This is a genomic window from Vibrio ostreae, from assembly GCF_019226825.1.
GTDB lineage: Bacteria > Pseudomonadota > Gammaproteobacteria > Enterobacterales > Vibrionaceae > Vibrio > Vibrio ostreae.
In genome coordinates, this window is sequence record NZ_CP076642.1 from 868,712 (window position 1) to 892,885 (window position 24,174).

The following is a 24,174-nucleotide window of genomic DNA, read 5'->3' on the forward strand; positions in this document are numbered from 1 at the left end:
CCCATGGGTAATCTGGTCGGAAGTCGACTCAGAGAGATGGCAGAACTGGGCCAGATACGCAAACAACAAATTGTGCTGTTAAGTGCTGTGATTACGGTGTTCGTGCTGGTGCTGTATACGGTGCTCGACGCTGCAAATGCAAGTTGGTGGTATCTGGGCTTTAACATTGCCTGCTCACTCCTTGTGGGTAGCAGTCTGCTCTATTCTTTCAAACACACTTTTAGTCTGGCTGGCTATGTCCTCACTGGGGTACTTTTGGCGCAGGCGGTGATTCTTTTTTTGATGGGAGAACTCCACCCCAACCGACTTTTCTGGCTGTATCCAATTATCGCAACGATCATTTTTATCAACCGCTTTCCTGTCGGCCTGCTGCTCAGTGGCGGATTTTGCCTGTTAAGCGCTCTGACCATCTATAGCCGTCACCCCAGCCTTGGCGGAGAAGCGATGGCTGCCGATCGCTTGATCATCAGTCTGCTGGTGCTAAGCCTTATCTGTAATATTTGCACCTACTTATACACGCAGGCGGCAGAGTATATTCAGTCACTTTATCAGGAAGGATTGGAAGATATGGCCTACACCGATCGCCTGACCGGCCTGGCGAATCGCTGGAGTTTTGAGAACTGGGCCAAAGGCAAGCTGGAGCAGCAAAGAAATCGGGAGTCACTGACTGCACTGGTATTTATTGATATCGATGACTTCAAAATCATTAATGACAATTATGGTCATCAGATAGGTGACCAGGTCCTGAAACACTTTGCTCAACGCCTGAAAAATAACGTCCGACACCGCGCTCAGGGGACAGATCAGGACGACTATTCGATTGCGCGCTTTGCCGGCGATGAGTTTGTCATCCTGCTCTATGGGGTGAAGAATAAACTCGATCTCGACCATATCCTTGAACGTATTAGTCACCTTTTTCATGACAAACTACAAGAAGAAAACCGCACCTTGTTTAAACAGCTCACCGTTAGTGCCGGTGCCGCTCTGTTTCCGAACGACGCCAATAACCTTGAAGAGTTGACCCGCTGCGCAGACAAGGCAATGTACGCCGCCAAGCATCATGGTAAGAATCAGTACTGCTACTACCATACATTATCTGAAACGCATCCTCTCGAAGAAAAGACAGCTCACATCACAACCACACCTCTGCACGCGGTCAGGCAGACATATACATCAACCATAAGCCAGTGATAGCAAACACCACCAGCCAGATAGCATAACGGGCCGTATTAGGTTTGTCAGGTTTGGGCTTGATCAACGGGCGCATCGCCAGCCGTCTGGCTCTGCGGGTCACTTCCACGATCGAGGGCTCTTCAATCTGTCTCAGTTCTTCACGCTTTTGCTCCGCATGATTTGCCGCACGGGTAAAACGCTGCAGCTGATCCAGCGTTAAGTCTTTGTCCGGGTCGTAACGCGGATTCTGATCCGTATGTTTGGGAAGTACCGCCATAGTGACCTCCTCACTATTATCTTTCTCTCGTTAGTCGCCATCCACTGATTTTGTTACAGCATATTGTTTCAAACTAAGTCCAAATCTTTGACTATCAAAACGGCGCGACAACGCGTGATGACACGCAAAATATCAACCACAAGTATCACGGGCTTTCAGGGCTTGGCGCTTCACCAAACAGCCACGTTAATAGACCCTATTCTTGTACGTAAAACCTATTCTGTGCTTAAAAAACCGCTGTTCTAAGTATAGTTGAGAGACAGAAATCCGTACAAATCACAAAGTTGTTCAAATATATTGAATGACTGCCTCAACTGTGAAGACTCCTCTTTCTAGTGCACTGCACTACAATTGCCCCATGTTCTACCAACGGAGAAGAACCATGAGTAAAGCAAGAGCCATTCGACAGTTGATCCCTGCACAAGCCACCTCAGACGGTGACGGCGTCAAAATTCGTCGTGTCGCAGGATTTAACAACGCGAGCTTCTCTCCATTTTTGATGGTAGATGAACTGAAATCCGATGACCGCGCCGATTATGTTGGTGGTTTTCCACCACACCCGCATCGTGGTATCGAAACCCTGACTTATATGATGCAGGGCCACTTTCAGCATCGTGACCATATGGGCAATGTCGGCGAGCTTCGCAGCGGCGGCGCACAATGGATGGCGGCTGGACGCGGTGTGATTCACAGCGAAATGCCGATTATGGAAAACGGCGATCTGCACGGTTTCCAGATTTGGATTAACCAGCCGGCTCGCGACAAGATGATCCCGGCTCGCTACCATGATTTTCAGCCGGAAAGCATCACTGAACATACTACAGAGACACTTGGCGTACTACGCGTATTAGCCGGGGATATCAATGCTAATGGTGACCAACTCCAGGGGCCACTGACACAAACCGGTGTACCGGCAACCGTCGCAGACTGGCGTGCAGGGACAGGCCATACACTGACCATGCGTACCATTGAGACCTACAACATGATGGTGTATGTCTACCAAGGAGTGATTAATATTGATGGTCATCCGGTCAAGCAAGGTGAAATGGCGATATTAACACATGGAAATCATGCAGAATTGGCAGCCATGCAAGCCAGCGGCGCACTGATTTTTTATGGTGAGCCGATTCATGAGCCAGTGGTCCATTACGGTCCGTTTGTCATGAACAGCATCGATGAAATTGAGCAAGCGATTAACGATTACAATAGCGGCATCTTTGAGACGTATTAACCGGGGCATCAATCAACCCGGACGTTGATTGACCGAATAAGTGATTCACCGCGCAAGTGATTAAACGATGTTCTGATTGACTGTTTTGCCGAGCCTGTAAGGTTTCAGCTCTCGACACAAAAAGTGAATATCCACTGCCATTCCTTTTTGTTTTTGCCACACTCATTGCGAGTGTGGCATTTTTATTGGCGCTAACTTCTGTGCCTGACGGGGTCGTCACGATAAACAGGACACGCCAATCGATGGCCAGCGGGCAGCATCCGCAAAGCGCTACCCACCAACGACTTATTACAGGTATTCACACAAGTAAGCGGTAGTGGTTGCCACTTTTACATCAAACGATGAATCACCTTCAACATCGAACGCCTCGCCTGCGTTAAAGGTCTGCCAGTCTTCATCCGTGGGACGTTTAATCGTCAGCGCACCGCTCACAACTGTCATACGTTCCGGCGCACCTGTGCCGAACGTGTACTCACCGACAGACATCACACCCACACTGATGGTGTTGGATTCCTGCTCAAAAGCCAGAGATTTTACATTCCCGTCGAAATAGGTGTTTTCCTTAATCATTTTTTTTCCTTGTCAAAGTGTATTCATCACTAACCTGTGTTAGCTGACTGTTTTTAACCTAAGTTTGACCATTACACAAGATGTAAACCATGCTTTATAACAGTCGGCTGCCATCACTACAGCGTAAAACAGGCTAGGCCAGATACGTCACCTAAGATGTGCAGGTAAGTTAACCCAGGGTATTAAGCCGTTACGGCATACCATAGCGGACAATTTGGAATAAGGATCAAGCTTTGATGTGAGGAATTTGCGCTGCAACAGACGCTCAGACACTCTATCTCACATTGAATTTAAGGATATTTCTTCAAACAGAGTCAACACGGGAGTAAACAGCGTGGCGGCAGGTAATCAAGGAAATCGAGCGGAAAGCAGCCCTGCCGGGTCGCGCTTTGGCAGTATAGCCACCAAAGCAGTTTTCTGGCTCACGCTGTGTGCCATGGCGGGTGGATTCGCCGCTCTGATCCTGGTCAGTTACCGTGATTATGTCGATCAGAGCCACGTTTACGGCACCTGGATCGAAATCGGTACGCCGCCCTACCAGACGGAAGTTCTGACCCTCAACGATCAGGGCGTATTTCGTAACGGCCGTATGGTCAGCACCCAATTTGAATTTGATGGTAAAACCATCTCAATCAAAACCGGCGGTGGTGTCAGCCTTTATCAGATGGCTGGAACCCCTAACTCACCTCAGCTCAAGCGTCTCAAACCCGACCTGCCTGCCCAGCGCCTTATCAAACAAGGCTATGAACACACCGTCAGCGATGAACAGGTCGGCGGTCAGGTGCGCCGCGCCGCACTGTCCGAGCATTTCAGTGCAGAGTGAAACAGCGCAGGCGCTCCTAACTCCCGGCGTAAACAGAGCTTAGCCGGTCAGCACGTCGTCTTCAGGATACTTGAGCAGACTTGCCTGCGGGCGGGCCAGCATATAAGCCAGCGTCAGCGGACCAATACGGCCGATAATCATCACCACAATCAGGATGTACTTACCCGGTTCGGATAAATGAGCGCTCAATCCAGCGCTAAGCCCAACTGTCGCAAAGGCAGATATCGTCTCAAACAGCACCTGTTCAAAACTGGCCTGCTCTGTCAGCATGAGTAAAAACATCGCCACGGTCAGCAGGGCTCCGCTCACCACAATGATGGCGAGCGATTTAGTCACTGTTGGCCAGTTCACGCTGCGCTGAAACATCACCACGTGTTTCTTCTGGCGCAAGAATGCCCAGGTCGCTGCCACCGCAACGGCAAACGTCGAGACTTTAATCCCGCCGCCGGTTGACGTTGAACCGGCACCAATCAACATCAGCATGATCATAATCAGCATCGCCGGCTGAGTGAGCTGCGCCACATCGATACTATTAAATCCGGCGGTGCGCGCCGTCGCGGACTGAAAGAAGGCTGCGAGCCACTGTTGCCAGACCGGCAAACTTTGCATTGTCGCCGGATTGTTGTGCTCCAGCAGCCAGAACAACAAGGTACCTGCGACCAGCAGTAGCAGTGTCGCCGCCAGCATAATCTGGGTATGCAGGCTAAAGTAACGCCAGCCGTTGCGGCGATGCATCCACAAATCGCCGACCACAGTGAATCCCAATCCGCCGAATATAAACAGTCCAGCCAGTGTCAGCAGCAGCATCGGCTCACCGGAATAAGCACTCATGCTGTCTGAAAACAGCGAGAAACCGGCGTTATTAAACGCCGATACCGCGTGAAATAACGCATAGAACATGCCCTCTGCCCAGCCCATTTTCGGCACCCAATACCAGCACAGCAGCAGCCACCCGATACTTTCGGCAATCAACGCAAAAATAATAATTCGCCTAACCAGATGCTGCAGGTTAACCGAGCGATCCTGCCCGAGCGCTTCTTTGGCAATCGCCTGTTGCTTGAGACTCAGTCGCACCCCAAACAGATAAAGCAGTACGGCTGACAATGTCATCTGCCCCAAACCGCCAATCTGCATCAGCAGCATCAGCAGAATCTTGCCTTCCAGCGTAAAATGAGAGCCGGTATCGACCACACCAAGACCGGTCACGCTGATCGCGGAAGTCGCGGTAAACAGAGCATCGGTAAAGCTAAGGCCAGTTTTAGAAAACACCGGCAGCGTCAGCAACACGGCCGCCGGCAGTAACACCGAAAGAAAGCTGAGCAGAATGATTTTCGGCTCCGAGCCCTGGCGCCGTTTTTTGTCCTGAATCGGGGTATAGAATATCCCGCTGCGTTCGTGCGGTATCATAAGTTCTGCAACTGCTTAGTCAGGGTTTGCTGCGGGCCGACTACGATCAACATATCGCCGATTTCCAGCACAGTATCCAGTGAAGGAGAGCAAGTCACTTCCGGTCCGCGTTTAAATCCCAGCACCTGAATGCCTTTTTGATGATAAACCGGCATATCACCGATGCTTTTACCCATCATCTGAGATCCAATGACCACTTCGGTCAGGGCAAGACCGCTACCGAGTTCGATAAATTCCAGCACCCGGCGATCCAGCATCTTACGCGCAACCCTGATGCCCATGTCCCGTTCAGGCATAATCACGTGATCGGCGCCGACTTTGTGCAGTATTTTGACATGATACTTGTCGTTCGCCTTCACCCACACCGATTTGGCGCCGGATTCCTTGACCACTAATGTCGTCAGAATGGAAGCGTTGATGTCTTCACCAATCGCAATCAGCACCATGTCGTACTCTTTCAGTTTGAGTTCAAACACCGTTTCTTCAATCGTACAGTTGGCAACAATGGCCTGCGTGGCAAAATTGAGCGCCATTTTGACTTTGTCTTCATCAATATCCACCGCCAGTACCTGAGCTCCCGCTTCCATCAACTCCTCACACACCGACAGACCGAATTGCCCCAGTCCTATCACTGCAAACTGTTTATCACGAATTTTCATTCCGCTCCCTTATGCCCATCGACGTCATGCAAAGTTTTCTTTCTGCCAAAACTAGAGAGTGCTAAAAAGCTAAATTGTTCATTTTACATACCAAAGTTATATACCAATCTTCAGCATAACCACAATGTCCGCTGCATGTCATGTATAGAGAATGACGAGCTTTTCTGGTAGTTTGTGCGGCAAAACTTTCCTTTCAATTTTACTCACACAAGCACTCTCATGAGCATTGACGAACTAATCCTGCGCTTTGAACAATCCCCTTATCTGAAAGACTGGGACAACAGCGTACTACTGATCACTCTAGCCAGCTTTCTGGCTTGGGGGATATGGCGCCTGGCTTACCGCTACCTGTTTAACCTGACTGAGAAAACCCGGATTCACTGGGATGATCTGCTGCTGCACTCCCTGAAAACTCCCATCAGTACCCTGATCTGGTGCTGGCCAGGCACGATTTCACTCGGGTTGCTGCTGGATGACCACTTCCAGACCAAATTCAACTGGCTGCAAAACAGCAAAAAACTGATGCTGATTGCCATTTTTGTCTGGATTCTGCTGCGTCTGGTCGGTGAGGTCGAACGTCACCTGCTTGTGCAACGCGTCCATGATGAAACGACGGTACAAGCGGTATCGAAAGTGGTGCGATTACTGTTTATTATGACGGGATTGTTGTCGATTATGCAGGCATTCGGACTGAGCCTTAAAGGCCTGCTGACCTTTGGCGGAGTCGGCGGCCTGGTGGTGGGTCTGGCGGCCAAAGACCTGCTATCGAACTTTTTTGGCGGACTGATGATCTATTTTGATCGCCCGTTTAAAGTCGGCGACTGGATTCGTTCTCCGGATCGCCAGATTGAAGGTACCGTGGAGCGTATCGGCTGGCGCATGACCATCATCCGCACATTTGATAAGCGTCCTTTATATGTGCCCAACTCGGTGTTCAGCAACATTGTGGTCGAGAATCCGTCCCGGATGCTCAACCGCCGTATTCATGAGACCATAGGGCTGCGTTACCAGGATGCCGACAAAATGGAACGCGTCATCAACGATGTTCGTGACATGCTGCAAAATCACCCAGATATCGATGCAGAACAAACCCTGATCGTCAATTTCAATAGCTTTGGGGCGTCCTCGCTGGATTTCTTTATTTATACCTTTACCAAAACCATCAACTGGATTCGCTTCCATGAAGTCAAGCAGGATGTGCTGTTGAAGGTGATGGCGATTGTACGCCAGCACGGTGCCGATGTGGCCTTCCCGACCCGTACCCTGATGATTGATCCCGGCAGGCAGTCGCCACAACCCGACCAGGTATTGCGGGGCTCGGTAGCAGAAACGCGTTAAACCGGAGCATTTCGGCCTTATCAGTATGCAGGTCAAAAAACCGCCCCTAGCCGGGGCGATTTTGGCAATCACATCAAAATGTGATTACTTACGTAACGCATTCAACTTAGCTTGTGCCAAACCAAAAATCGTATCCACCGGATAACTGCCGTCTTCGGTTGCAACCCCGGCAGGTTTGCCGGTAAACAACTCAATCGCTTCGGTCACGTGTTCAATCGCCCAGATATTGAACTCACCTTTCTCAACAGCTTTGACGATATCGGCACGCAGCATCAGGTTATGCATGTTGGATCGCGGGATGATCACCCCTTGCCCGGCATGATGACCTTTGATTGCACACACATCAAAGAAACCTTCGATTTTCTCGTTCACTCCGCCAATCGGCTGTGCCTCACCAAACTGATTCATCGAACCGGTAATCGCAATTTCCTGACGGTTAGGTTGTTTGGAAAAAGCCGACACGATGGCACAAAACTCAGCCATGCTGGCACTGTCTCCGTCTACACCACCGTAGGACTGCTCAAACGTAATCGTGGTCGTGAGTGGTACCCGGGCGGTTCGGCCAAATACCGAGTTGAGGTAAGCCGACAAAATCATCACGCCTTTAGAGTGGATGCTGCCGCCCAGATCAACACTGCGCTCGATATCAATGATATCGCCGTCGCCGTACGAGGTAGTGGCGGTAATCCGGTTCGGCGCACCAAAAGCATGATCGCTGGTCGCCAGCACCGACAACGCATTCACCTGCCCGACCGCCATACCGTCAGTCTGGATCAGGGTAGTGCCGTTGATGAAGCTCTCCATCACCCCTTCCTGAATCCGGTTAACCCGCAATTGCTGATTATGCAGCGCCTCATCAACATGGCTCTGGCGAATCATATTCGAATTCGCCTGACGCGCCACATAGTTGGACTCACGCAGCAGATTGGCAATATGAGCCGAATGCAGAGAGAGTTTATTTTGATCGCCGGTAATGCGTGAACTGTGCTCAATAATGCGCGCGATGGCTTTACGGTCACAGTGCAGCATATTGTTGTCATGCACTATGCTGGAAATAAAACGCGCGTAATGGAGCTCGCTATCGGCAGTGCGCTTCATCTCATCTTCAAAATCTGCCGTAACCCGGAACAGTTCGCTGAATTCAGGATCATAATGAGTCAGCAGTTCGTAGGTGCGGTAATCACCAAACAGAATGATTTTGACATCCAGCGGAATCGGTTCTGGATCGAGTGAAACCGTCCCCGTCAGGGTGACTTCTTTCTCCAACGATGTAAAACTAAGCTGACGCGAGCGCAACGCCCGTTTAATGCCGTCCCACACATAAGGCTGCTCAAGTACCTTCACCGCATCCATCAGCAATACACCGCCATTCGCTTTATGCAAACTACCCGCGCGGATCAAGGAGAAATCGGTAAATACAGTACCTTTATAGGTCGCCGTTTCAACGTAACCGAACAGTGAGTGATAGTTGGGGTTCTCCTCGACCACCATCGGGAACTCTTCCGACTGACGACTGACCAGCACGTTGACTTTATAACGACGTGGCAGTTTTTTATCCAGCGCTGCACCGGCAATTTCACTCTGCTCACCGCTTTCATCCAGGAAGATCTCGACGTTGTCGACGATGTCCTTTTGCAGTTCAGTCAGGTAACTTTTGACTTCCGGATAACGGCTGTAATCCTGCTTGAGCTGCTTGATAAAGTGGCTGATCACATCCAGAGTGACATCGTCGTTAAGTTTCTTGATTTTCTCGCTGTACGACTCTTCCCACTCGGTCAATTGACGCACCATATTACGCAACGCCACTTCCAGCTCGTCAATGATCTGACCAAACTGTTCCTGCTCTTTCTTACTCAGCGCATCAAAGGTTTCTTCGGTATGCTGCTCATCACCATTCATGGCGACAAACTGATAGTCGCCCTGGGAGGTAATCGTCAGACTGATGCCCTGCTCGGTAGCAATGCGCGAAATCTCTTCCAGTTCGGTCTGCTGCTTTTGCGCCAGCTGATTCTTGAGTTTCTCAGCGCGGCTGAAATAGATTTCATTATCGAACGCCAGCGGAATCGCGTTCATCAGTTTGACCATCAGTTTTTCAATGTCCTGACGGAACGCCTGACCAACACCGCGCGGCAGCTTCAGCACCCGCGGCGTACGGATATCCTCAAAGTTAGCCACATAGCACCAGTCACACAGATGGCCGACATCGTGCTTATGACGTTTCAGATAACGCAGGATCATGGTGCGTTTGCCAAGGCCATTTCGCCCGATGGCGTAAATGTTGTAGCCTTTTTCCTTGATAGACATGGCAAATTCGACCGCTTTCTGCGCTCGTTCCTGACCAACAATCTCATCAATGGGAGCCAGTTCTTTTGTCGATTTACAAGGCAGTTTTTCAAGCTCTGCTACGTGGTAAAGCTGTGCTGCGTCTAGTTTTTGAATCGCCATCGCTCCGCTCCTTGGGTTTTTATACTTGTTCTTTTGTAGCCTAAGTTTAGAGGCAAAGCATAGACTTTTTAGTGACTTACCCCATATTCACGCCTGAATGGACAAATAATAACCAAATAATGACCTCAATTATAATAACAATTATTTGCAATTGATAATTATTTGCATTTAAATGTTCACTGTTGAGTTAAGCGGAGAGTGATGATGGAAATAAAACAGTGTTGGACCAGCTATCAGCAGGCGGAAAATCTGCTCAAACATGGTCACTGGGCGCAAGCACGTTTTCTGTTTGAAGATGTGCTGCATTATCTGCCTGAGCATATTCAAACTGCGGCGCAGAATACCACGACCAAACCGTGCCAGATGGCCTGCCTTATCAGCGTCATGCGCGATGCGGCAATCAAACAGGCTGAGATTCTGACCAGCATGGGCCATCCGCAACGTGCGTTTGCTGTGCTCAATAACTGCTATGCCCTGTTGCAATTCACCTCAATTGAGGAATCCGATCTGATTCAGTCGGTCGCCGCTGTGCTGGATCAGTCCAGCGAGCTGTTACTCAACCAGATGACACAGTTTTGCCTGTCACAACGCCAGGCATCCTGGCAGCTGGAACATGAACATCTGACCAAATCCCATCACTATTTCACTCAGCTCAAAGCCTACCGCGAACGCATCAGCTCGGCGGTGATGATCAACTAAATGGGCGGTCACTGGCTGACCATCTGCCGCTCAATAGCTCAATAGCTCAATATCAGCGTAAATAAAGTCACTCAGAAGTAGTGTGAGATCGCGAGGTATCTGGCCCGGATATGCTCAATCAGCAGGCGAACTTTATTGGGTAACTGGCGGGTAAATGGGTAAACCGCATAAATACCCAGCTTTTTCCCCACCTGCTGCGGAAAAATATCCACCAGCTCGCCATTGCGAAAATCGTGATACACCAGGCAACGCGGGACATAAGCAATCCCGTGCCCGCCCAGAGCGGCTTTGCGCAGCGCACGGGCATCATCGGTGGAAAAGGTTCCGGACACCCGCACAATATAGGTCCCTTTCGGGCTCTTGAACTCCCACTCACTGGCTCCCGTGGTCTGATAGGCGTACTGCAGGCAGTTGTGATTAACGAGATCTTCCGGTTTGTGCAGTTTGCCGTTGCGGGCAATGTAGGAAGGAGAAGCGCACACCACCCACTGTGAATCCAGGATATGACGCGCAATCAGACTGGAATCTTCCAGATAACCGGTGCGAATCACCAGGTCAAAGCCGCCTTCAACCAAATCAACAAAACGGTTATCGAGCGACATATCCACCGTCAGCCCCGGATGGAGATTGCAAAACTCCGCCACCGCATCCGCCAGGATCAAATCGCCGGAAATACTCGGCACCGACATTTTAATATGCCCGCTGACGTTTTCACCAAATCCGGCCACGGCATCACTGGCTTCCTGGGTGGCTTGCTTCACATTTTTGGCACTGGCCAGCAGCGCCTTACCCGCTTCGGTCAGGGTTAATTTACGCGTTGTTCGATACAATAACTGCACGCCCAACTGCTCTTCCAGACGCGCCATTCTTTTACTAACTACTGAATTTGTAAGGTTATTTTGTTCTGCAACCTTGCTAAAACTGCCCAATTCCACTACCTGGGCAAACAAAATTAAATCATCCGCACGCATTTTATTTATCAACTTTTGGAAATAATCATTTTCATTATTTCTCTATACTGCAAAAAAATAAAGCAGTACATTCACGCCGTATTAACAAACCAATCACAAATATAAAAATTAGCAACCTGAGCTCTAACGTCTTACTTCTGACCAGCCGATGAAAGCGAGAAGACTGAATCGATCAGCACCGTGTTCATCAACAGCCCGTCAGGAATAACCGGTATCCTACAATACGCGTTAATCCACCCAGTGTGGGAGCTCATGGACAAGGAAGGACTCCATGAACGATACTCTGCTAGCCTTAGTGGCTTTTTCACCGATAGTGGTGGCGGCCATTTTGCTGGTCGGCCTCAACTGGCCAGCCAAAAAAGCCATGCCTGTGGCTTTCGCCCTAACCATTATCATCGCCCTCACTTTCTGGGATATGACCACCAACCGCGTGCTGGCCTCGGTCCTTCAGGGGCTGGGCATCACGGTCACCGTACTGTGGATCGTGTTCGGTGCTATCTTTTTGCTCAACACTCTCAAGCACACCGGCGCGATTAGCGCAATTCGTAACGGCTTTACCGACATCTCACCGGATCGCCGGGTGCAGGCCATCATCATCGCCTGGTGCTTTGGTTCATTTATTGAAGGGGCATCCGGTTTTGGTACTCCGGCCGCCATCGCAGCTCCGCTACTGGTCGCCATCGGCTTTCCGGCCATGGCTGCAGTACTGATGGGAATGATGATTCAGTCGACCCCGGTATCATTCGGCGCGGTTGGCACCCCGATTCTGGTCGGTGTCAATAAAGGATTGGATACCCATAACATCAGCGAGGCACTGCTGGCTAATGGCTCGAACTGGGAGGCTTACCTGCAGCAGATTACGGCCAGCGTAGCGTTAATCCATGCCTGTGTCGGCAGCCTGATGCCGGTGTTAATGGCCATGATGCTGACCCGATTCTTCGGCCAGAACCGCAGCTGGCGTGAGGGTCTGAGCATTCTGCCGTTTGCGCTGTTTGCCGGGTTGTCCTTTACTATTCCATACGCATTAACCGGTGTATTGCTCGGTCCGGAATTTCCGTCTCTGGTCGGCGCGCTCTGCGGTCTGACTATCGTCGTCACCGCGGCGAAAAAGGGCTTTCTGGTGCCGAAAACCAGCTGGGATTTCATGCCGGAGAAAGAGTGGCCGGTGGAATGGCTCGGTTCGCTGAAAATGGATCTGGACGAGGTAAAACGCAAACCAATGGGCCTGATGCTGGCCTGGACACCTTATCTGCTGCTGGCTGCGATCCTAGTCTTAAGCCGCATCAGCCCGGAATTTAAACAGCTGCTGCTCAGCTTTAGCATCAATGCCAATAATATTCTGGGTGAGAATGGTATCAGCGCTTCCTTTGCCCCTTTATACCTGCCGGGTGGCATCCTACTGTTCACTGCCCTGCTGGCGGTACTTATCCAGTCTCGCAGCCTGAAGCCTATGGCGCAGGCACTGGGTGAATCGAGCAAAACCCTGATCGGTGCCGGTTTCGTACTGGTGTTCACCATTCCTATGGTGCGAATCTTCATTAACTCCGGAGTCAATATGTCCGACCTGGCCAGTATGCCGGTGACCACCGCGAATTTCGCCGCGGGTCTGGTCGGAGACGCTTTTCCGGCGCTGAGCGCGACCGTTGGCGCTCTGGGCGCATTTATTGCCGGCTCCAACACGATTTCCAACATGATGTTCAGCCAGTTCCAGTTCGAAGTGGCGCACACGCTGACCATTTCAAGCGTGACTGTGATTGCTCTGCAAGCGGTCGGTGCAGCGGCCGACAACATGATTGCCATCCATAATGTCGTGGCCGCTTCAGCAACGGTCGGCCTGCTGGGTCGCGAAGGTGCGACACTGCGCAAAACGGTGATTCCAACTTTCTACTACCTTGTAGTAACAGGAATTATTGGCCTGATCGTGATTTACGGCTTTCACGTCACCGATGTGCTGATGACCGCTTAATTGTGTAGCGGAGACCAGCCTGGTCTCCGTCTTTTAACGCCCCAACCTGCCATGATGAAACAGGCGACTGACCTGTCCGACTGAAACGTTAGGAATGTATTTATGATTATCTCAGCCTCTACCGACTACCGCGCGGCAGCAAAAGCCAAGTTGCCACCCTTTTTGTTTCACTACATCGATGGTGGCTCATACAGCGAGCATACCTTGCGACGCAATACCGACGATCTGTCTGATATCGCCCTGCGTCAGCGGGTGCTGAACGACATGTCACAACTCGATGTGTCGACCGAACTGTTTGGCGAGCAACTGGCAATGCCAATCGCCCTCGCACCGGTTGGCCTGACCGGCATGTACGCCCGGCGCGGTGAAGTTCAGGCTGCAACCGCCGCCTGCAACAAAGGTATTCCGTTTACCCTTTCCACCGTTTCCGTCTGTCCGATTGAAGAGGTCGCTCCGGCGATTGAGCGCCCAATGTGGTTCCAGCTTTATGTACTCAAAGATCGCGGATTCATGAAGAACGTGCTGGAACGTGCCAAAGCGGCCGGAGTGACGACCTTAGTATTTACCGTCGATATGCCAGTACCGGGTGCCCGTTACCGCGACATGCATTCCGGTATGAGCGGTCCGAACGCAGCAGTGCGCCGAGTCATGCAGGCGATGACTCACCCGGCCTGGGCCTGGGATGTCGGCCTGAACGGTAAACCGCATGATCTGGGGAACATCTCCAGATATCGCGGTACACCGACCAAACTTGAGGATTACATTGGCTGGCTCGGTACCAACTTTGATCCGTCGATTTCCTGGCAAGATCTTGAATGGATACGAGATTTCTGGGATGGACCTATGGTGATTAAAGGTATCCTCGACACCGAAGATGCCAAAGATGCGGTGCGCTTTGGTGCCGATGGTATCGTGGTATCCAACCACGGCGGCCGTCAGTTGGATGGTGTGCTTTCCACTGCCCGAGCGCTGCCGGATATTGCCGATGCGGTGAAAGGCGATTTGAAAATTCTGGTCGACTCCGGCATCCGTACCGGTCTGGATGTGGTTCGTATGCTGGCGCTGGGCGCAGATTGCACCTTACTCGGACGCGCTTTTGTTTATGCACTGGCGACCCACGGACAGGCTGGCGTGGAGAATCTGCTTGATCTGTTTAAGAAAGAGATGCAGGTTGCCATGACGCTGACCGGAGCAAAAACTGTCCATGAACTGTCCCAAGACTCTCTGGTCAGAGGAATCTAGTTCAACGCTGAGTTTGCAGGACCTCAGGCCCTGTAACTCTGAGATCAACAGACAAAAAAGCAGGCTTTCAGCCTCCGGTACTGAGAGCCTGAATAAAAACAGGAAGTCATATGAACAAGTCACCTTCTGCAGCTCAATATCAGCAACTTGAACAACGGCTCAGTAGCCAAATTGACGCCGAGCGCATCATTACTCAGCAAGCCAAACGTCTGGCCTACGGCACCGATGCCAGTTTTTATCGTCTGGTACCGAAAATAGTGCTGCGCCTCAACTCTCTGCAGGAGGTCATTTTTGCCATTGAGAGCTGCGCTGCGCTCGGTATCCATTTTACCTTCCGTGCAGCGGGAACCAGCTTATCGGGCCAGGCCGTGTCGGACTCAGTGCTGATCACCCTGACCGACGACTGGCGCGGTCACCAGATCCTCGATGATGGCCACAAGATTCTCCTGCAGCCCGGCGTCATCGGCTCAGATGCCAATAAATATCTTGCCCCCTACCAACGTAAAATCGGCCCGGATCCTGCCTCGATCAATAGTTGCAAAATCGGTGGTATCGCCGCCAACAACTCGAGCGGCATGTGCTGCGGTACCGCACAAAACTCATACCACACCGTGGACAGTATGAAAGTGGTCTTTGCCGATGGTTTTGTGCTCGATACCCGTGATGAGGCCAGTGTCACACGCTTTAAACAGCACAAACCGCAGTTAGTCGCAGGGCTGCAGGCACTGTGCGCCGAAACCTTGGCCAATACGGAACTGAGCGAACGTATTCGTCACAAATATCGCTTAAAAAATACGACCGGCTACGCGCTGAATGCGCTGGTCGATTTCAGCGACCCGATTGAAGTTCTGGAACACCTGATGATAGGTTCCGAGGGTACATTGGGATTCATCGCGGAAATTACCTATAACACCGTCATTGAGCATAGCCACAAAGCGTCAGCTCTGCTGGTGTTTGCCGATATTGAGCAGGCCAGCCAGGCCGTGACGAAGCTCTCTCACACACCCGTCGCTGCCGTGGAGATGATGGACGGGCGCGCCATGCGTTCAGTCGCAGACCAAAAAGGCATGCCAGCCTTTATTGCCAACCTGGATCTGGAAGCCGCTTCTCTACTGATTGAAACTCATGCCAGTGATGATGCAACCCTGCAGGCACAATGCGACCAGATTCTTGCCGCCCTGAGTGATTATCAGATTCTGGAGTCCGTGCCGTTTACGTCCGATAACCGCATGGTCGCGACCCTGTGGGGGATACGTAAAGGCATGTTCCCCGCGGTGGGCGCAGTGCGTGAAGTCGGTACGACCGTGATTATTGAAGATGTCGCTTTCCCGGTCGAATATCTGGCATCGGGTGTGCGCGATCTGCAGACGCTGTTTGATAAATACCACTATAGTGAAGCGATCATTTTTGGCCATGCGCTGGAAGGCAACCTGCATTTTGTCTTTACCCAGGGGTTTGAAAGTCAGCAGGAAATCGATCGCTACGGCGCCTTTATGGATGAGGTCGCTGATCTGGTCGCGGTGAAATATCAGGGCTCACTTAAGGCCGAACACGGCACCGGACGCAACATGGCTCCCTATGTTGAGCTGGAATGGGGCAAAGACGGTTATGCGCTAATGCAGAAAATCAAAGCCTTATTTGACCCGCACGGACTGCTCAATCCCGGCGTCATTATCAATGACGATCCTCACTCCCATATCAGTCATCTCAAACCTATGCCTGCCGCTGACGATCTGGTTAACCGCTGTATTGAGTGCGGATTTTGTGAACCGGTCTGCCCGTCACGCACACTGAGCCTGTCACCGCGCCAGCGTATCGTGTTGTATCGCGAACTGCAGCGTCGCCGGGCAGCCGGAGAAGAGGTCGAAGCGAGTGAACTGGCCAAAGTCTTCGAGTACCAGGGTATGGATACCTGTGCGGCAACCGGCTTATGTGCCGAGCGTTGTCCGGTCGGCATCAACACTGGCGATCTGGTCAAAAAACTGCGCAGCGCCAAATACGAAAAATTTACCCCAATCGCGCGCTGGACCGCCGATCACTTTGCCACCACCACCGCGCTGGCCAGAACCGGCCTCAAAGCCAATCAACTGGCGACCAATACTCTGGGCGCAAAAACCGTCGCCGGCCTGAGCAACGGATTGCGTCGCCTGACCAAAGGCAAAACGCCGCTCTGGATACCGGAAATGCCGCAGGCAAACACGCACCCACTTGAGCGGGCGGCATACAATCTTCCGCAACGAGAAAAGAAAGTGGTCTACGTACCTTCTTGTGCCAGCCGCAATATGGGCCAGCAACAAGATGCGCAGGATCAACGTCCGCTGACAGAAGTAATCTTGTCGCTGCTCAACAAAGCCGGTTATGAAGTGATACTGCCGGATGCGCTCAGTGAGCTGTGCTGCGGTATGCCCTATGACAGCAAAGGGATGAGTGAACTGGCCAGCAGTAAGGCGCAGCAGCTGGAACAAGCCATCTGGCAGGCCAGCAGGCAGGGGGAATATCCGGTGCTGATGGACACCAGTCCGTGTGCCAAACGCAGCATTGAGCAGTTTACTCAACCGCTCGAGGTGCTTGAACCGGCTGGATTTGTCAGTAAATACCTGCTCGATCATCTGGCGATCACGCCGAAAGATGAAACAGTGATGCTGCACATTACCTGCAGTGCACGCCGCCTGGGGCTGGAAAACGCCATGCTGGCTTTGGCCAAAGCCTGCGCGTCAGAAGTCGTGGTACCTGAACATATTCAGTGCTGCGGCTGGGCCGGTGATAAAGGTTTTACCACGCCAGAGCTCAATGCAGCAGCGGTTAAGCCGCTCAGAGAGCAGGTACCAGAGCATTGCACGCGCGGGTTCAGTAACAGCCGTACCTGTGAAATCGGTTTGTCGCATCATAGCGGCATCCCTTATCAATCCATCTTGTATCTGGTGGATGAAGTGGCCCGCCCGCTGGTCAACTGACACTAATCAGGCACGACAGAGGTAAAAGGCCACAATCAGCAAGGCGCTCCCCGGAGCGCCTTGTGATAAAGCTAAGAGCCAGCAGACGATGCTCAGAACAGACGGCGTTTGAGGCCGGATTTCTCCAGAATGCGGGTCGAAATCTCTTCCACCGATAACGACGAGGTATTGATGTAAGGAATCGCTTCGCGCCGGAACAATCCCTCAACAGTCGCCAGTTCAGTCTGACACTGTTGAGTGCTGGCGTAATTGGAGCCGGCGAGACGGTTTTCACGAATTTCGGTCAGACGCTCGGCGTCAATAGTGAGACCGAACAACTTGTGGCGATGCATCTCAAACTCAGGCAACAGGCGCAGCGCGCGGATGTCATCGGCAATAAACGGGTAATTGACGACACGCAGGCCAAACTGCATCGCCATGTAAAGGCTGGTTGGCGTTTTGCCGCTGCGCGATACGCCGAGCAGGATAATATCCGCCTGCTCGAGCCCCTTGAGTGACACACCGTCGTCGTGCGCCAGGGTGTATTCTATCGCCGCAATACGGTCAAAATAGGTATTGGTGTCTTTACCGACACTACGCGAGCGCTGCAACTTCGGCACCGGCTCCATCTGAATATCGTCTCTGACACGCTGCACTATGCTGTCCAGCACATCATAGCAATAAGCTGGCGCATTCAGCAGGCGCTCGCGCAGTTCGGGAACGACCATAGAAAAGAACACCAGCGGACGCACACCATTGCGGGTGTAAGAGAGCTCAATCTGTTTGATCAGCTCGCTGAGCTTGTCGCTGGATTCGATAAACGGGAAGGTTTGTTCGTTGGCCGGAAACGGGAATTGTCCCAGAACCACGTGACCAACGGTTTCACAAGTGATGGCCGTTCCATCGGAAACGTAGAATACATCACGACTTTGACTTTCTGTATGCATTTTTGTTTAAAACTTAAAAATAACTTGATTAGGATGTTACACATAATACCGATAATAAAACCCGGCATACCATTACGCCCCCACAGCTTTAAAAATTTCCTGTGGATTTTTTTAAAGCTGATGCGTAATCGATTGCCACCCTACAAAGCTGCAATGTTCTGGAGAAAGACATGCAAAACAACACCCTCTGGTATAATGGCCTGTCCATGGAAGATGTCGACAAAGTCGGCGGTAAAAATGCATCACTCGGCGAAATGGTATCTAACCTAGCCAACGCCGGTGTTTCGGTTCCTAATGGTTTTGCAACCACCTCTTACGCATTCAACCAGTTCCTTGATTTTGAAGGGCTGGATGATCGCATTCACGAATTACTGGACGCTCTGGACGTCGAAGATGTTGACGCGCTGCGTAAAACCGGTGCCACGATTCGTCAATGGGTACTGGATGCCCCCCTTCCCTGCCGATCTGGAGCGCGACATTCGCGACAACTATGAAACATTGATCGAAGGTAACCAGGATCTCTCTGTGGCAGTGCGTTCATCCGCCACTGCAGAAGACCTGCCAGATGCCTCATTTGCCGGCCAGCAGGAAACTTTCCTCAATGTGAAAGGCATTGATGCCGTTCTGGAAGCCACCAAACACGTTTACGCATCGCTGTTTAACGACCGTGCCATCTCTTACCGTGTACACCAGGGTTTTGACCATCGCGGTATTTCACTGTCTGCCGGTATTCAGCGCATGGTACGTTCAGACAAAGCATCTTCCGGTGTCATGTTCACTCTGGATACGGAATCTGGCTTCGACCAGGTAGTATTCATCACCTCAGCCTGGGGTCTGGGCGAAATGGTGGTTCAGGGTGCGGTTAACCCGGATGAGTTCTACGTGCACAAACCGCTGCTTGAAGCGGGTCAGGCACCGATCGTGAAGAAAACCTTCGGATCGAAACAGATCAAAATGATCTACGCAAACAGCCAGGAAATCGGCAAACAGGTGGAAATCGTCGATACCTCTGAACAAGAGCGCAACGAATTCTCTCTGACCGACGACGAAATCAAAGAACTGGCTAAACAGGCGTTGATCATCGAGAAGCACTACCAGCGTCCGATGGACATTGAATGGGCGAAAGATGGTATCGATGGCAAGCTGTACATCGTACAGGCCCGTCCGGAAACCGTCTGCTCCCAGAGCGAGCAGAACGTGATTGAACGTTACGAACTGAACAACAAAGCCGACGTGCTGATCGAAGGCCGTGCTATCGGCCAGCGTATCGGTAGCGGTACTGTGCGTCTGGTTGATTCGCTGGATCAGATGTCTCTGGTGCAAACCGGTGACATTCTGGTGACTGACATGACCGACCCTGACTGGGAACCGGTAATGAAGAAAGCTTCCGCGATTGTCACCAACCGCGGCGGCCGTACCTGTCACGCTGCCATCATCGCTCGTGAACTGGGTATTCCGGCGATCGTAGGTTGTGGTAACGCCACCAGCACGCTAACCGACGGCGCGACTGTGACTGTCTCTTGTGCAGAAGGTGAAACCGGCTATGTCTACAACGGCCTGCTGGACTTTGAAATCCGCCGCTCTTCCGTGGATGAACTGCCACTGCTGCCAACCAAAGTGATGATGAACGTGGGGAACCCGGATCGTGCTTTCGATTTCGCACAGATCCCGAACGAAGGCGTTGGTCTGGCTCGTCTCGAATTCATTATCAATAAGATGATTGGTATTCACCCGAAAGCACTGTTGAACTTCGACGCGCAAACCGACGAACTGAAAGCAGAAATCAACCAGCGTATCCGCGGTTACAAAGATCCGATTGATTTCTACGTCAGCAAACTGACCGAAGGCATCGCGACCATCGCGGCCGCTTTCTGGCCAAAACGCGTCATCGTGCGTATGTCTGACTTCAAGTCAAACGAATACAGCAACCTAGTCGGTGGTAAAAACTACGAACCGCACGAAGAAAACCCGATGCTGGGCTTCCGTGGTGCATCACGTTACATCTCGCCGGTATTCGAAGACTGTTTCGAGCTGGAAACTCAGGCGGTGAAACGCGTGCGTAACGAAATGGGCCTGAAAAACGTTGAGATCATGATCCCGTTCGTGCGTACTCCAAGCGAAGCGGCCTCGGTGATCGACATTCTGGCTAAGTTTGGTCTGCGCCGCGGCGAACAGGGCCTCAAAGTCATCATGATGTGCGAACTGCCATCGAACGCCGTACTGGCTGACGAGTTCCTCAAGTACTTTGACGGTTTCTCTATCGGCTCCAACGACATGACTCAGCTGACACTGGGTCTTGACCGTGACTCCGGCGACGTTGCTCATCTGTTCGACGAGCGTAACCCGGCAGTCAAAGTGATGCTGAAGATGGCGATCGATGCGGCAACCAAAGCCGGTAAATACGTCGGTATTTGTGGCCAAGGACCTTCTGACCATGAAGATCTGGCTGAGTGGTTAATGGAACAGGGCATCAGCTCAGTATCATTGAACCCAGATACTGTGATTGACACCTGGATTAAACTGGGTGAAGTCACAGACAAATAATTAGCGCTGCTTAAATGAGAAAAACGCCGGTCATCGCCGGCGTTTTTTTGTGTCCTGGTTAACAAAAAACAATGAATATTTCTTTTTTCCACAAATCATACTATTTCCAGCCAAATAGCCATTCCTATACATTAATTTGAATCACGCAATAAATTCAGGTTCTATCCCATATTCCATGAACGGCTTTCTGAATAAAATCCAGACCATGGTCGATAAACAAAAAGGGATCTCACAGACGATTTATGCCAGTGTCTGGATGACGTTACTACCTGCGTTGATCATAGTACTCAAAGTCTAGAATCGACACTCAATATCGGCACTCTGCTGGGGCAAATTACCCAAATGTCCGGACAGATAGCCACAGCAATGGAAGAGCTATCCAGTACCTGTCAGCCTCACACCGACAGTATAGCGGCGATTCATCAGGCCACCGAACAGTCACAACACAGTGTCGCCGACATTGAAAACAGCATCGTCAATATCAAACAAGATACCGCGCGCTTGACCCAACTGTCAGCCACGTTCAGCCGTCATTAAGCTTTAGCGATATAATGCGCCAGTATCACAGCACACATGGTGATACTGGCACTCATCCACTGACTGTATTTATCTTAGCGGCGTACTGTCAGTCGGCCCGCCAGCGATTGTCTTACAACTCGGTTGAGGTTCACCACCGCGCAGCCACGACGTCCAGCGTCGGCGCGGATTAATAATGAAATCCATCTCGCTATCCAGGCCATTGGCAATCTCGATATCAGCTGTTTGTTTTGCGTGAGGCAAAGCAACTCGCCATTGCCGGCTTTCGATCTGCTGCCCGTGTCTGATCTGGCGCGCCAGAACCGGATTGTAAATATTGAGAATGACCGGGCCGCTTTCATCAATACCAATCGTCCCGAGGCGGGTATTACCGGCAATCATAGGCAGCGGTGCCAATATACACAGCTCGCCGTGCTCATTGCGGCTTAGATAGCGTCCTTCTCCGGCCAGGCCATGTAAGTACAATAAATGCCCATGCGCAGCCTTGGGTATGATCACCATCCCCTCTAAGCCAGCGGGTAAGTGATTAATCACTTCCGATTTACCCTCCGACCAAACGCTCGCACTAATCAGTGTTAAATACCCGCCCAGCAAAACCGCCGTCCATCGCTTCATATCTTCTCCTCCCCTGCCAGACCATACTGATTGGCCTGTTTCTCACCTGGCAGTAACATCAGTACCAGTAAAATCAGCACGCCAATCGCAGGCACCAAAAACACCAGACTCCACCAACCACTGTGGCCAAGGTCATGCAGACGACGCACCGTCAGTGCCAGCAGTGGTAAAAAGCTTGCGACGCTGTAACCTATTTCGAGCCACGCGGACCATATTGACGCTTGGTGAATATCGAGCGCGATCAACAGCAGACTCACCACCAGGTTGACTGCAAAAAAGGCCCAATAAGCATGGCGCGGGACACGGCCGGAAAAATCCAGTCCATGCTGCCAGGCCAACCAATACCATTTCATAGTTTCAGCTCCTTCACGGGTTAAACAGACAAACTGCATTCATCACGCAGTCAGCTCACTATCGCGATAGAAAGGCTTCTTTGCGTCCTCAAACCGGTTTTAGGTCTGCCTGAATCTGGTTTCAGTCCATTTGAGCTTCACTCCGGGCGAGGTAATGGTTAGGCTAGCGCAAGTAAAGCTTTGCCATTGCACACATTCCATCATGCCAAGATAAGGAAAACCGATGATCGCGATCCCATTGCCGTTTGTGGTCTCTATGCTGTTAATGCTGCTTGCCGTCATCTTGTGGTGCAAACCAGAGAATGACAGCAAACCGGCCAGCGGCTTTAGCGCGTTATGTGCGGTAACAACCGCCGTGGTGGGAATGCGCTGGAGTTTAGATTTAACTCTGTTGCGCTTATTGCAGCCGATCTTAGCCTCTCTGGTGCCGATGACCGCCTGGTACTGTTTCCAGCGTGCCCATCAAACAGGACGACTGTCACTGTTGCACTGGTCTGGTCCGATGTGTATCACTTTCGCGGTATTCAGCTATCCTTACTGGCATGCACCGCTCGACTTAATGTTAACCCTGCTCTATATCGGCTACGGCATACGACTGCTCTACTCATCGCGCGCTGAAGCGCAGCAAGTACGCGTATCTGATTTGGACAAGGTTCGTTATGCCGAGCAGTTGGCCGGTTGTATACTGCTGTTCTCAGCCTGTATTGACGGTGCGCTGAGCATTGATTTCAGCTTCAACTCTGGCCGATATGCCATGTATATCCTCGCCATTGGCTACAGCGTGTTGCTGCCGCTTCTGGCCCTCAGCGTAATCCTGGTCAGCCGCAGTACTTTGTCTGACGAGCTAAATAGCCGCAGCCAAGCAGAGACAGCACCAGTAGCAACAGTAAAAACAACCTCAGCGATGGCTACCAGTGATGCGCAGGCTATCGTGCTCAAACTCAACGATCTGATGCATACCCAGCAAGCCTATCTCGACCCGGATCTCACACTTGATCGTCTGGCGAGAAAGCTGACGATCCCGGCCAAACAGATCTCGGCCGCAGTCAACCAGATCCACGGCCGTAATATTTCCAAACTGCTGAACGAATACCGGATTGAACACGCCAAACAGTATCTGGTAAACAGTGATGAGAGTATTACCCAGGTTTACCTCAGATCCGGCTTTCAAACCAAGTCCAACTTTAATCGCGAATTCAGCCGCGTCACAGGACAGACACCCAGCGCTTATCGTCGCACCATGCAAGCCGAATAAGTATTATCGCCAGCCACGATTGTCAGGCCGCAACCATTAACCGGAACGGACGCCGTCCACACAAACATCAAGCAGGACAGACGTCCTCAAAAAGTGGGACAGACAAAAAGTGGGACAGACACCCTCAAAAAGTGCGGAATGACCGCAATCTGATTGACCCACAGTCAGGTGCCAACCGCCCTTAAACTG

Annotated in this window: 20 protein-coding genes and 1 pseudogene; 12 read left to right on the forward strand and 9 right to left on the reverse strand. The window is 51.4% G+C overall.

The window, feature by feature from the left end; genetic code table 11:
* The first annotated feature begins 3 nt into the window (after positions 1-3).
* Complete coding sequence (locus tag KNV97_RS03765) at positions 4-1,191, forward strand: GGDEF domain-containing protein (protein ID WP_218561560.1); 1,188 nt, start codon at positions 4-6, stop codon at positions 1,189-1,191.
* Here KNV97_RS03765 and KNV97_RS03770 read toward each other — a convergent pair.
* Complete coding sequence (locus KNV97_RS03770) at positions 1,157-1,450, reverse strand: hypothetical protein (RefSeq protein ID WP_218561561.1); 294 nt, start codon at positions 1,448-1,450, stop codon at positions 1,157-1,159. The genes KNV97_RS03765 and KNV97_RS03770 overlap by 35 nt on opposite strands.
* Positions 1,451-1,832: 382 nt before the next feature.
* Here KNV97_RS03770 and KNV97_RS03775 point away from each other — a divergent pair, with 382 nt between their 5' ends.
* Complete coding sequence (locus tag KNV97_RS03775; RefSeq protein ID WP_218561562.1) at positions 1,833-2,681, forward strand: pirin family protein; 849 nt, start codon at positions 1,833-1,835, stop codon at positions 2,679-2,681.
* A gap of 288 nt (positions 2,682-2,969) precedes the next feature.
* Here the strand turns inward: KNV97_RS03775 and ppnP are convergent, their stop codons facing one another.
* Positions 2,970-3,251 (reverse strand): pyrimidine/purine nucleoside phosphorylase, encoded by a 282-nt coding sequence (gene ppnP / locus KNV97_RS03780; protein WP_218561563.1) that lies wholly within the window; start codon positions 3,249-3,251, stop codon positions 2,970-2,972.
* A gap of 436 nt (positions 3,252-3,687) precedes the next feature.
* On the opposite strand from ppnP, the gene KNV97_RS03785 reads away from it, so the two are divergent.
* Positions 3,688-4,074: a DUF2850 domain-containing protein gene (locus tag KNV97_RS03785; protein ID WP_136484001.1), complete on the forward strand. Its 387-nt coding sequence runs from the start codon at positions 3,688-3,690 to the stop codon at positions 4,072-4,074.
* 39 nt (positions 4,075-4,113) lie between these two features.
* On the opposite strand, the gene KNV97_RS03790 is transcribed toward KNV97_RS03785, so the two are convergent.
* Both KNV97_RS03790 and KNV97_RS03795 read right to left on the reverse strand, forming a co-directional pair.
* Positions 4,114-5,481: a TrkH family potassium uptake protein gene (locus tag KNV97_RS03790; protein ID WP_136483776.1), complete on the reverse strand. Its 1,368-nt coding sequence runs from the start codon at positions 5,479-5,481 to the stop codon at positions 4,114-4,116.
* The gene (locus KNV97_RS03795) at positions 5,478-6,140 is read right to left on the reverse strand and encodes a potassium channel family protein (RefSeq protein ID WP_136483775.1); all 663 of its coding nucleotides are present in this window, start codon (positions 6,138-6,140) and stop codon (positions 5,478-5,480) included. The genes KNV97_RS03790 and KNV97_RS03795 overlap by 4 nt, the downstream gene beginning before the upstream one ends.
* 219 nt (positions 6,141-6,359) lie before the next feature.
* Here KNV97_RS03795 and KNV97_RS03800 point away from each other — a divergent pair, with 219 nt between their 5' ends.
* A complete protein-coding gene (locus KNV97_RS03800; protein ID WP_218561564.1) occupies positions 6,360-7,478 on the forward strand; it encodes a mechanosensitive ion channel family protein in 1,119 nt (372 codons plus the stop codon).
* An 84-nt stretch (positions 7,479-7,562) separates the two neighbouring features.
* Here KNV97_RS03800 and KNV97_RS03805 read toward each other — a convergent pair whose 3' ends face one another.
* On the reverse strand, positions 7,563-9,923 hold the full coding sequence (locus tag KNV97_RS03805; protein WP_136483773.1) for a Lon protease family protein: 2,361 nt from the start codon (positions 9,921-9,923) through the stop codon (positions 7,563-7,565).
* Positions 9,924-10,127: 204 nt separating this feature from the next.
* On the opposite strand from KNV97_RS03805, the gene KNV97_RS03810 reads away from it, so the two are divergent.
* Positions 10,128-10,622: a hypothetical protein gene (locus KNV97_RS03810; protein WP_218562127.1), complete on the forward strand. Its 495-nt coding sequence runs from the start codon at positions 10,128-10,130 to the stop codon at positions 10,620-10,622.
* A gap of 71 nt (positions 10,623-10,693) precedes the next feature.
* On the opposite strand, the gene KNV97_RS03815 is transcribed toward KNV97_RS03810, so the two are convergent.
* Positions 10,694-11,593, reverse strand: a complete 900-nt coding sequence (locus KNV97_RS03815) for a LysR family transcriptional regulator (protein ID WP_218561565.1) — start codon at positions 11,591-11,593, stop codon at positions 10,694-10,696.
* 271 nt (positions 11,594-11,864) lie between these two features.
* Between KNV97_RS03815 and KNV97_RS03820 the strand changes: the two genes are divergently transcribed.
* From KNV97_RS03820 to KNV97_RS03830, 3 genes are all read left to right on the forward strand, one after another.
* Positions 11,865-13,559: an L-lactate permease gene (locus KNV97_RS03820; protein WP_218561566.1), complete on the forward strand. Its 1,695-nt coding sequence runs from the start codon at positions 11,865-11,867 to the stop codon at positions 13,557-13,559.
* Between the two features lie 102 nt (positions 13,560-13,661).
* A complete protein-coding gene (gene lldD / locus KNV97_RS03825) occupies positions 13,662-14,801 on the forward strand; it encodes an FMN-dependent L-lactate dehydrogenase LldD (protein ID WP_136483770.1) in 1,140 nt (379 codons plus the stop codon).
* A gap of 110 nt (positions 14,802-14,911) precedes the next feature.
* On the forward strand, positions 14,912-17,755 hold the full coding sequence (locus KNV97_RS03830; RefSeq protein ID WP_218561567.1) for an FAD-binding and (Fe-S)-binding domain-containing protein: 2,844 nt from the start codon (positions 14,912-14,914) through the stop codon (positions 17,753-17,755).
* Between the two features lie 92 nt (positions 17,756-17,847).
* Here KNV97_RS03830 and ppsR read toward each other — a convergent pair whose 3' ends face one another.
* Positions 17,848-18,681 carry a posphoenolpyruvate synthetase regulatory kinase/phosphorylase PpsR gene (ppsR, locus tag KNV97_RS03835; protein ID WP_136483768.1) on the reverse strand — a complete coding sequence of 278 codons (834 nt, stop codon included), beginning with the start codon at positions 18,679-18,681 and terminating at the stop codon, positions 17,848-17,850.
* Between the two features lie 170 nt (positions 18,682-18,851).
* Between ppsR and ppsA the strand changes: the two are divergent.
* From ppsA to KNV97_RS03845, 3 genes and pseudogenes are all read left to right on the forward strand, one after another.
* Positions 18,852-21,225, forward strand: a pseudogene (ppsA, locus tag KNV97_RS03840) (phosphoenolpyruvate synthase).
* A 175-nt stretch (positions 21,226-21,400) separates the two neighbouring features.
* On the forward strand, positions 21,401-21,523 hold the full coding sequence (locus KNV97_RS21905; protein WP_256611410.1) for a hypothetical protein: 123 nt from the start codon (positions 21,401-21,403) through the stop codon (positions 21,521-21,523).
* Positions 21,524-21,567: 44 nt separating this feature from the next.
* Positions 21,568-21,762 (forward strand): hypothetical protein, encoded by a 195-nt coding sequence (locus tag KNV97_RS03845; protein WP_218561568.1) that lies wholly within the window; start codon positions 21,568-21,570, stop codon positions 21,760-21,762.
* Positions 21,763-21,831: 69 nt separating this feature from the next.
* Here the strand turns inward: KNV97_RS03845 and KNV97_RS03850 are convergent, their stop codons facing one another.
* Positions 21,832-22,377 carry a hypothetical protein gene (locus KNV97_RS03850; RefSeq protein WP_218561569.1) on the reverse strand — a complete coding sequence of 182 codons (546 nt, stop codon included), beginning with the start codon at positions 22,375-22,377 and terminating at the stop codon, positions 21,832-21,834.
* Complete coding sequence (locus tag KNV97_RS03855; RefSeq protein ID WP_218561570.1) at positions 22,374-22,730, reverse strand: DUF805 domain-containing protein; 357 nt, start codon at positions 22,728-22,730, stop codon at positions 22,374-22,376. The genes KNV97_RS03850 and KNV97_RS03855 overlap by 4 nt, the downstream gene beginning before the upstream one ends.
* Positions 22,731-22,953: 223 nt before the next feature.
* On the opposite strand from KNV97_RS03855, the gene KNV97_RS03860 reads away from it, so the two are divergent.
* On the forward strand, positions 22,954-23,985 hold the full coding sequence (locus KNV97_RS03860) for a helix-turn-helix domain-containing protein (RefSeq protein ID WP_218561571.1): 1,032 nt from the start codon (positions 22,954-22,956) through the stop codon (positions 23,983-23,985).
* Positions 23,986-24,174: the final 189 nt, after the last annotated feature.

Bases quoted from the DNA above. Each gene is read 5' to 3' on its own strand.
- KNV97_RS03765 (WP_218561560.1), top strand. From the start codon at position 4: ATGGGTAATCTGGTCGGAAGTCGACTCAGAGAGATGGCAGAACTGGGC.
- KNV97_RS03770 (WP_218561561.1), bottom strand. From the start codon at position 1,450: ATGGCGGTACTTCCCAAACATACGGATCAGAATCCGCGTTACGACCCG.
- KNV97_RS03775 (WP_218561562.1), top strand. From the start codon at position 1,833: ATGAGTAAAGCAAGAGCCATTCGACAGTTGATCCCTGCACAAGCCACC.
- ppnP (WP_218561563.1), bottom strand. From the start codon at position 3,251: ATGATTAAGGAAAACACCTATTTCGACGGGAATGTAAAATCTCTGGCT.
- KNV97_RS03785 (WP_136484001.1), top strand. From the start codon at position 3,688: ATGGCGGGTGGATTCGCCGCTCTGATCCTGGTCAGTTACCGTGATTAT.
- KNV97_RS03790 (WP_136483776.1), bottom strand. From the start codon at position 5,481: ATGATACCGCACGAACGCAGCGGGATATTCTATACCCCGATTCAGGAC.
- KNV97_RS03795 (WP_136483775.1), bottom strand. From the start codon at position 6,140: ATGAAAATTCGTGATAAACAGTTTGCAGTGATAGGACTGGGGCAATTC.
- KNV97_RS03800 (WP_218561564.1), top strand. From the start codon at position 6,360: ATGAGCATTGACGAACTAATCCTGCGCTTTGAACAATCCCCTTATCTG.
- KNV97_RS03805 (WP_136483773.1), bottom strand. From the start codon at position 9,923: ATGGCGATTCAAAAACTAGACGCAGCACAGCTTTACCACGTAGCAGAG.
- KNV97_RS03810 (WP_218562127.1), top strand. From the start codon at position 10,128: ATGGAAATAAAACAGTGTTGGACCAGCTATCAGCAGGCGGAAAATCTG.
- KNV97_RS03815 (WP_218561565.1), bottom strand. From the start codon at position 11,593: ATGCGTGCGGATGATTTAATTTTGTTTGCCCAGGTAGTGGAATTGGGC.
- KNV97_RS03820 (WP_218561566.1), top strand. From the start codon at position 11,865: ATGAACGATACTCTGCTAGCCTTAGTGGCTTTTTCACCGATAGTGGTG.
- lldD (WP_136483770.1), top strand. From the start codon at position 13,662: ATGATTATCTCAGCCTCTACCGACTACCGCGCGGCAGCAAAAGCCAAG.
- KNV97_RS03830 (WP_218561567.1), top strand. From the start codon at position 14,912: ATGAACAAGTCACCTTCTGCAGCTCAATATCAGCAACTTGAACAACGG.
- ppsR (WP_136483768.1), bottom strand. From the start codon at position 18,681: ATGCATACAGAAAGTCAAAGTCGTGATGTATTCTACGTTTCCGATGGA.
- KNV97_RS21905 (WP_256611410.1), top strand. From the start codon at position 21,401: ATGAACGGCTTTCTGAATAAAATCCAGACCATGGTCGATAAACAAAAA.
- KNV97_RS03845 (WP_218561568.1), top strand. From the start codon at position 21,568: ATGTCCGGACAGATAGCCACAGCAATGGAAGAGCTATCCAGTACCTGT.
- KNV97_RS03850 (WP_218561569.1), bottom strand. From the start codon at position 22,377: ATGAAGCGATGGACGGCGGTTTTGCTGGGCGGGTATTTAACACTGATT.
- KNV97_RS03855 (WP_218561570.1), bottom strand. From the start codon at position 22,730: ATGAAATGGTATTGGTTGGCCTGGCAGCATGGACTGGATTTTTCCGGC.
- KNV97_RS03860 (WP_218561571.1), top strand. From the start codon at position 22,954: ATGATCGCGATCCCATTGCCGTTTGTGGTCTCTATGCTGTTAATGCTG.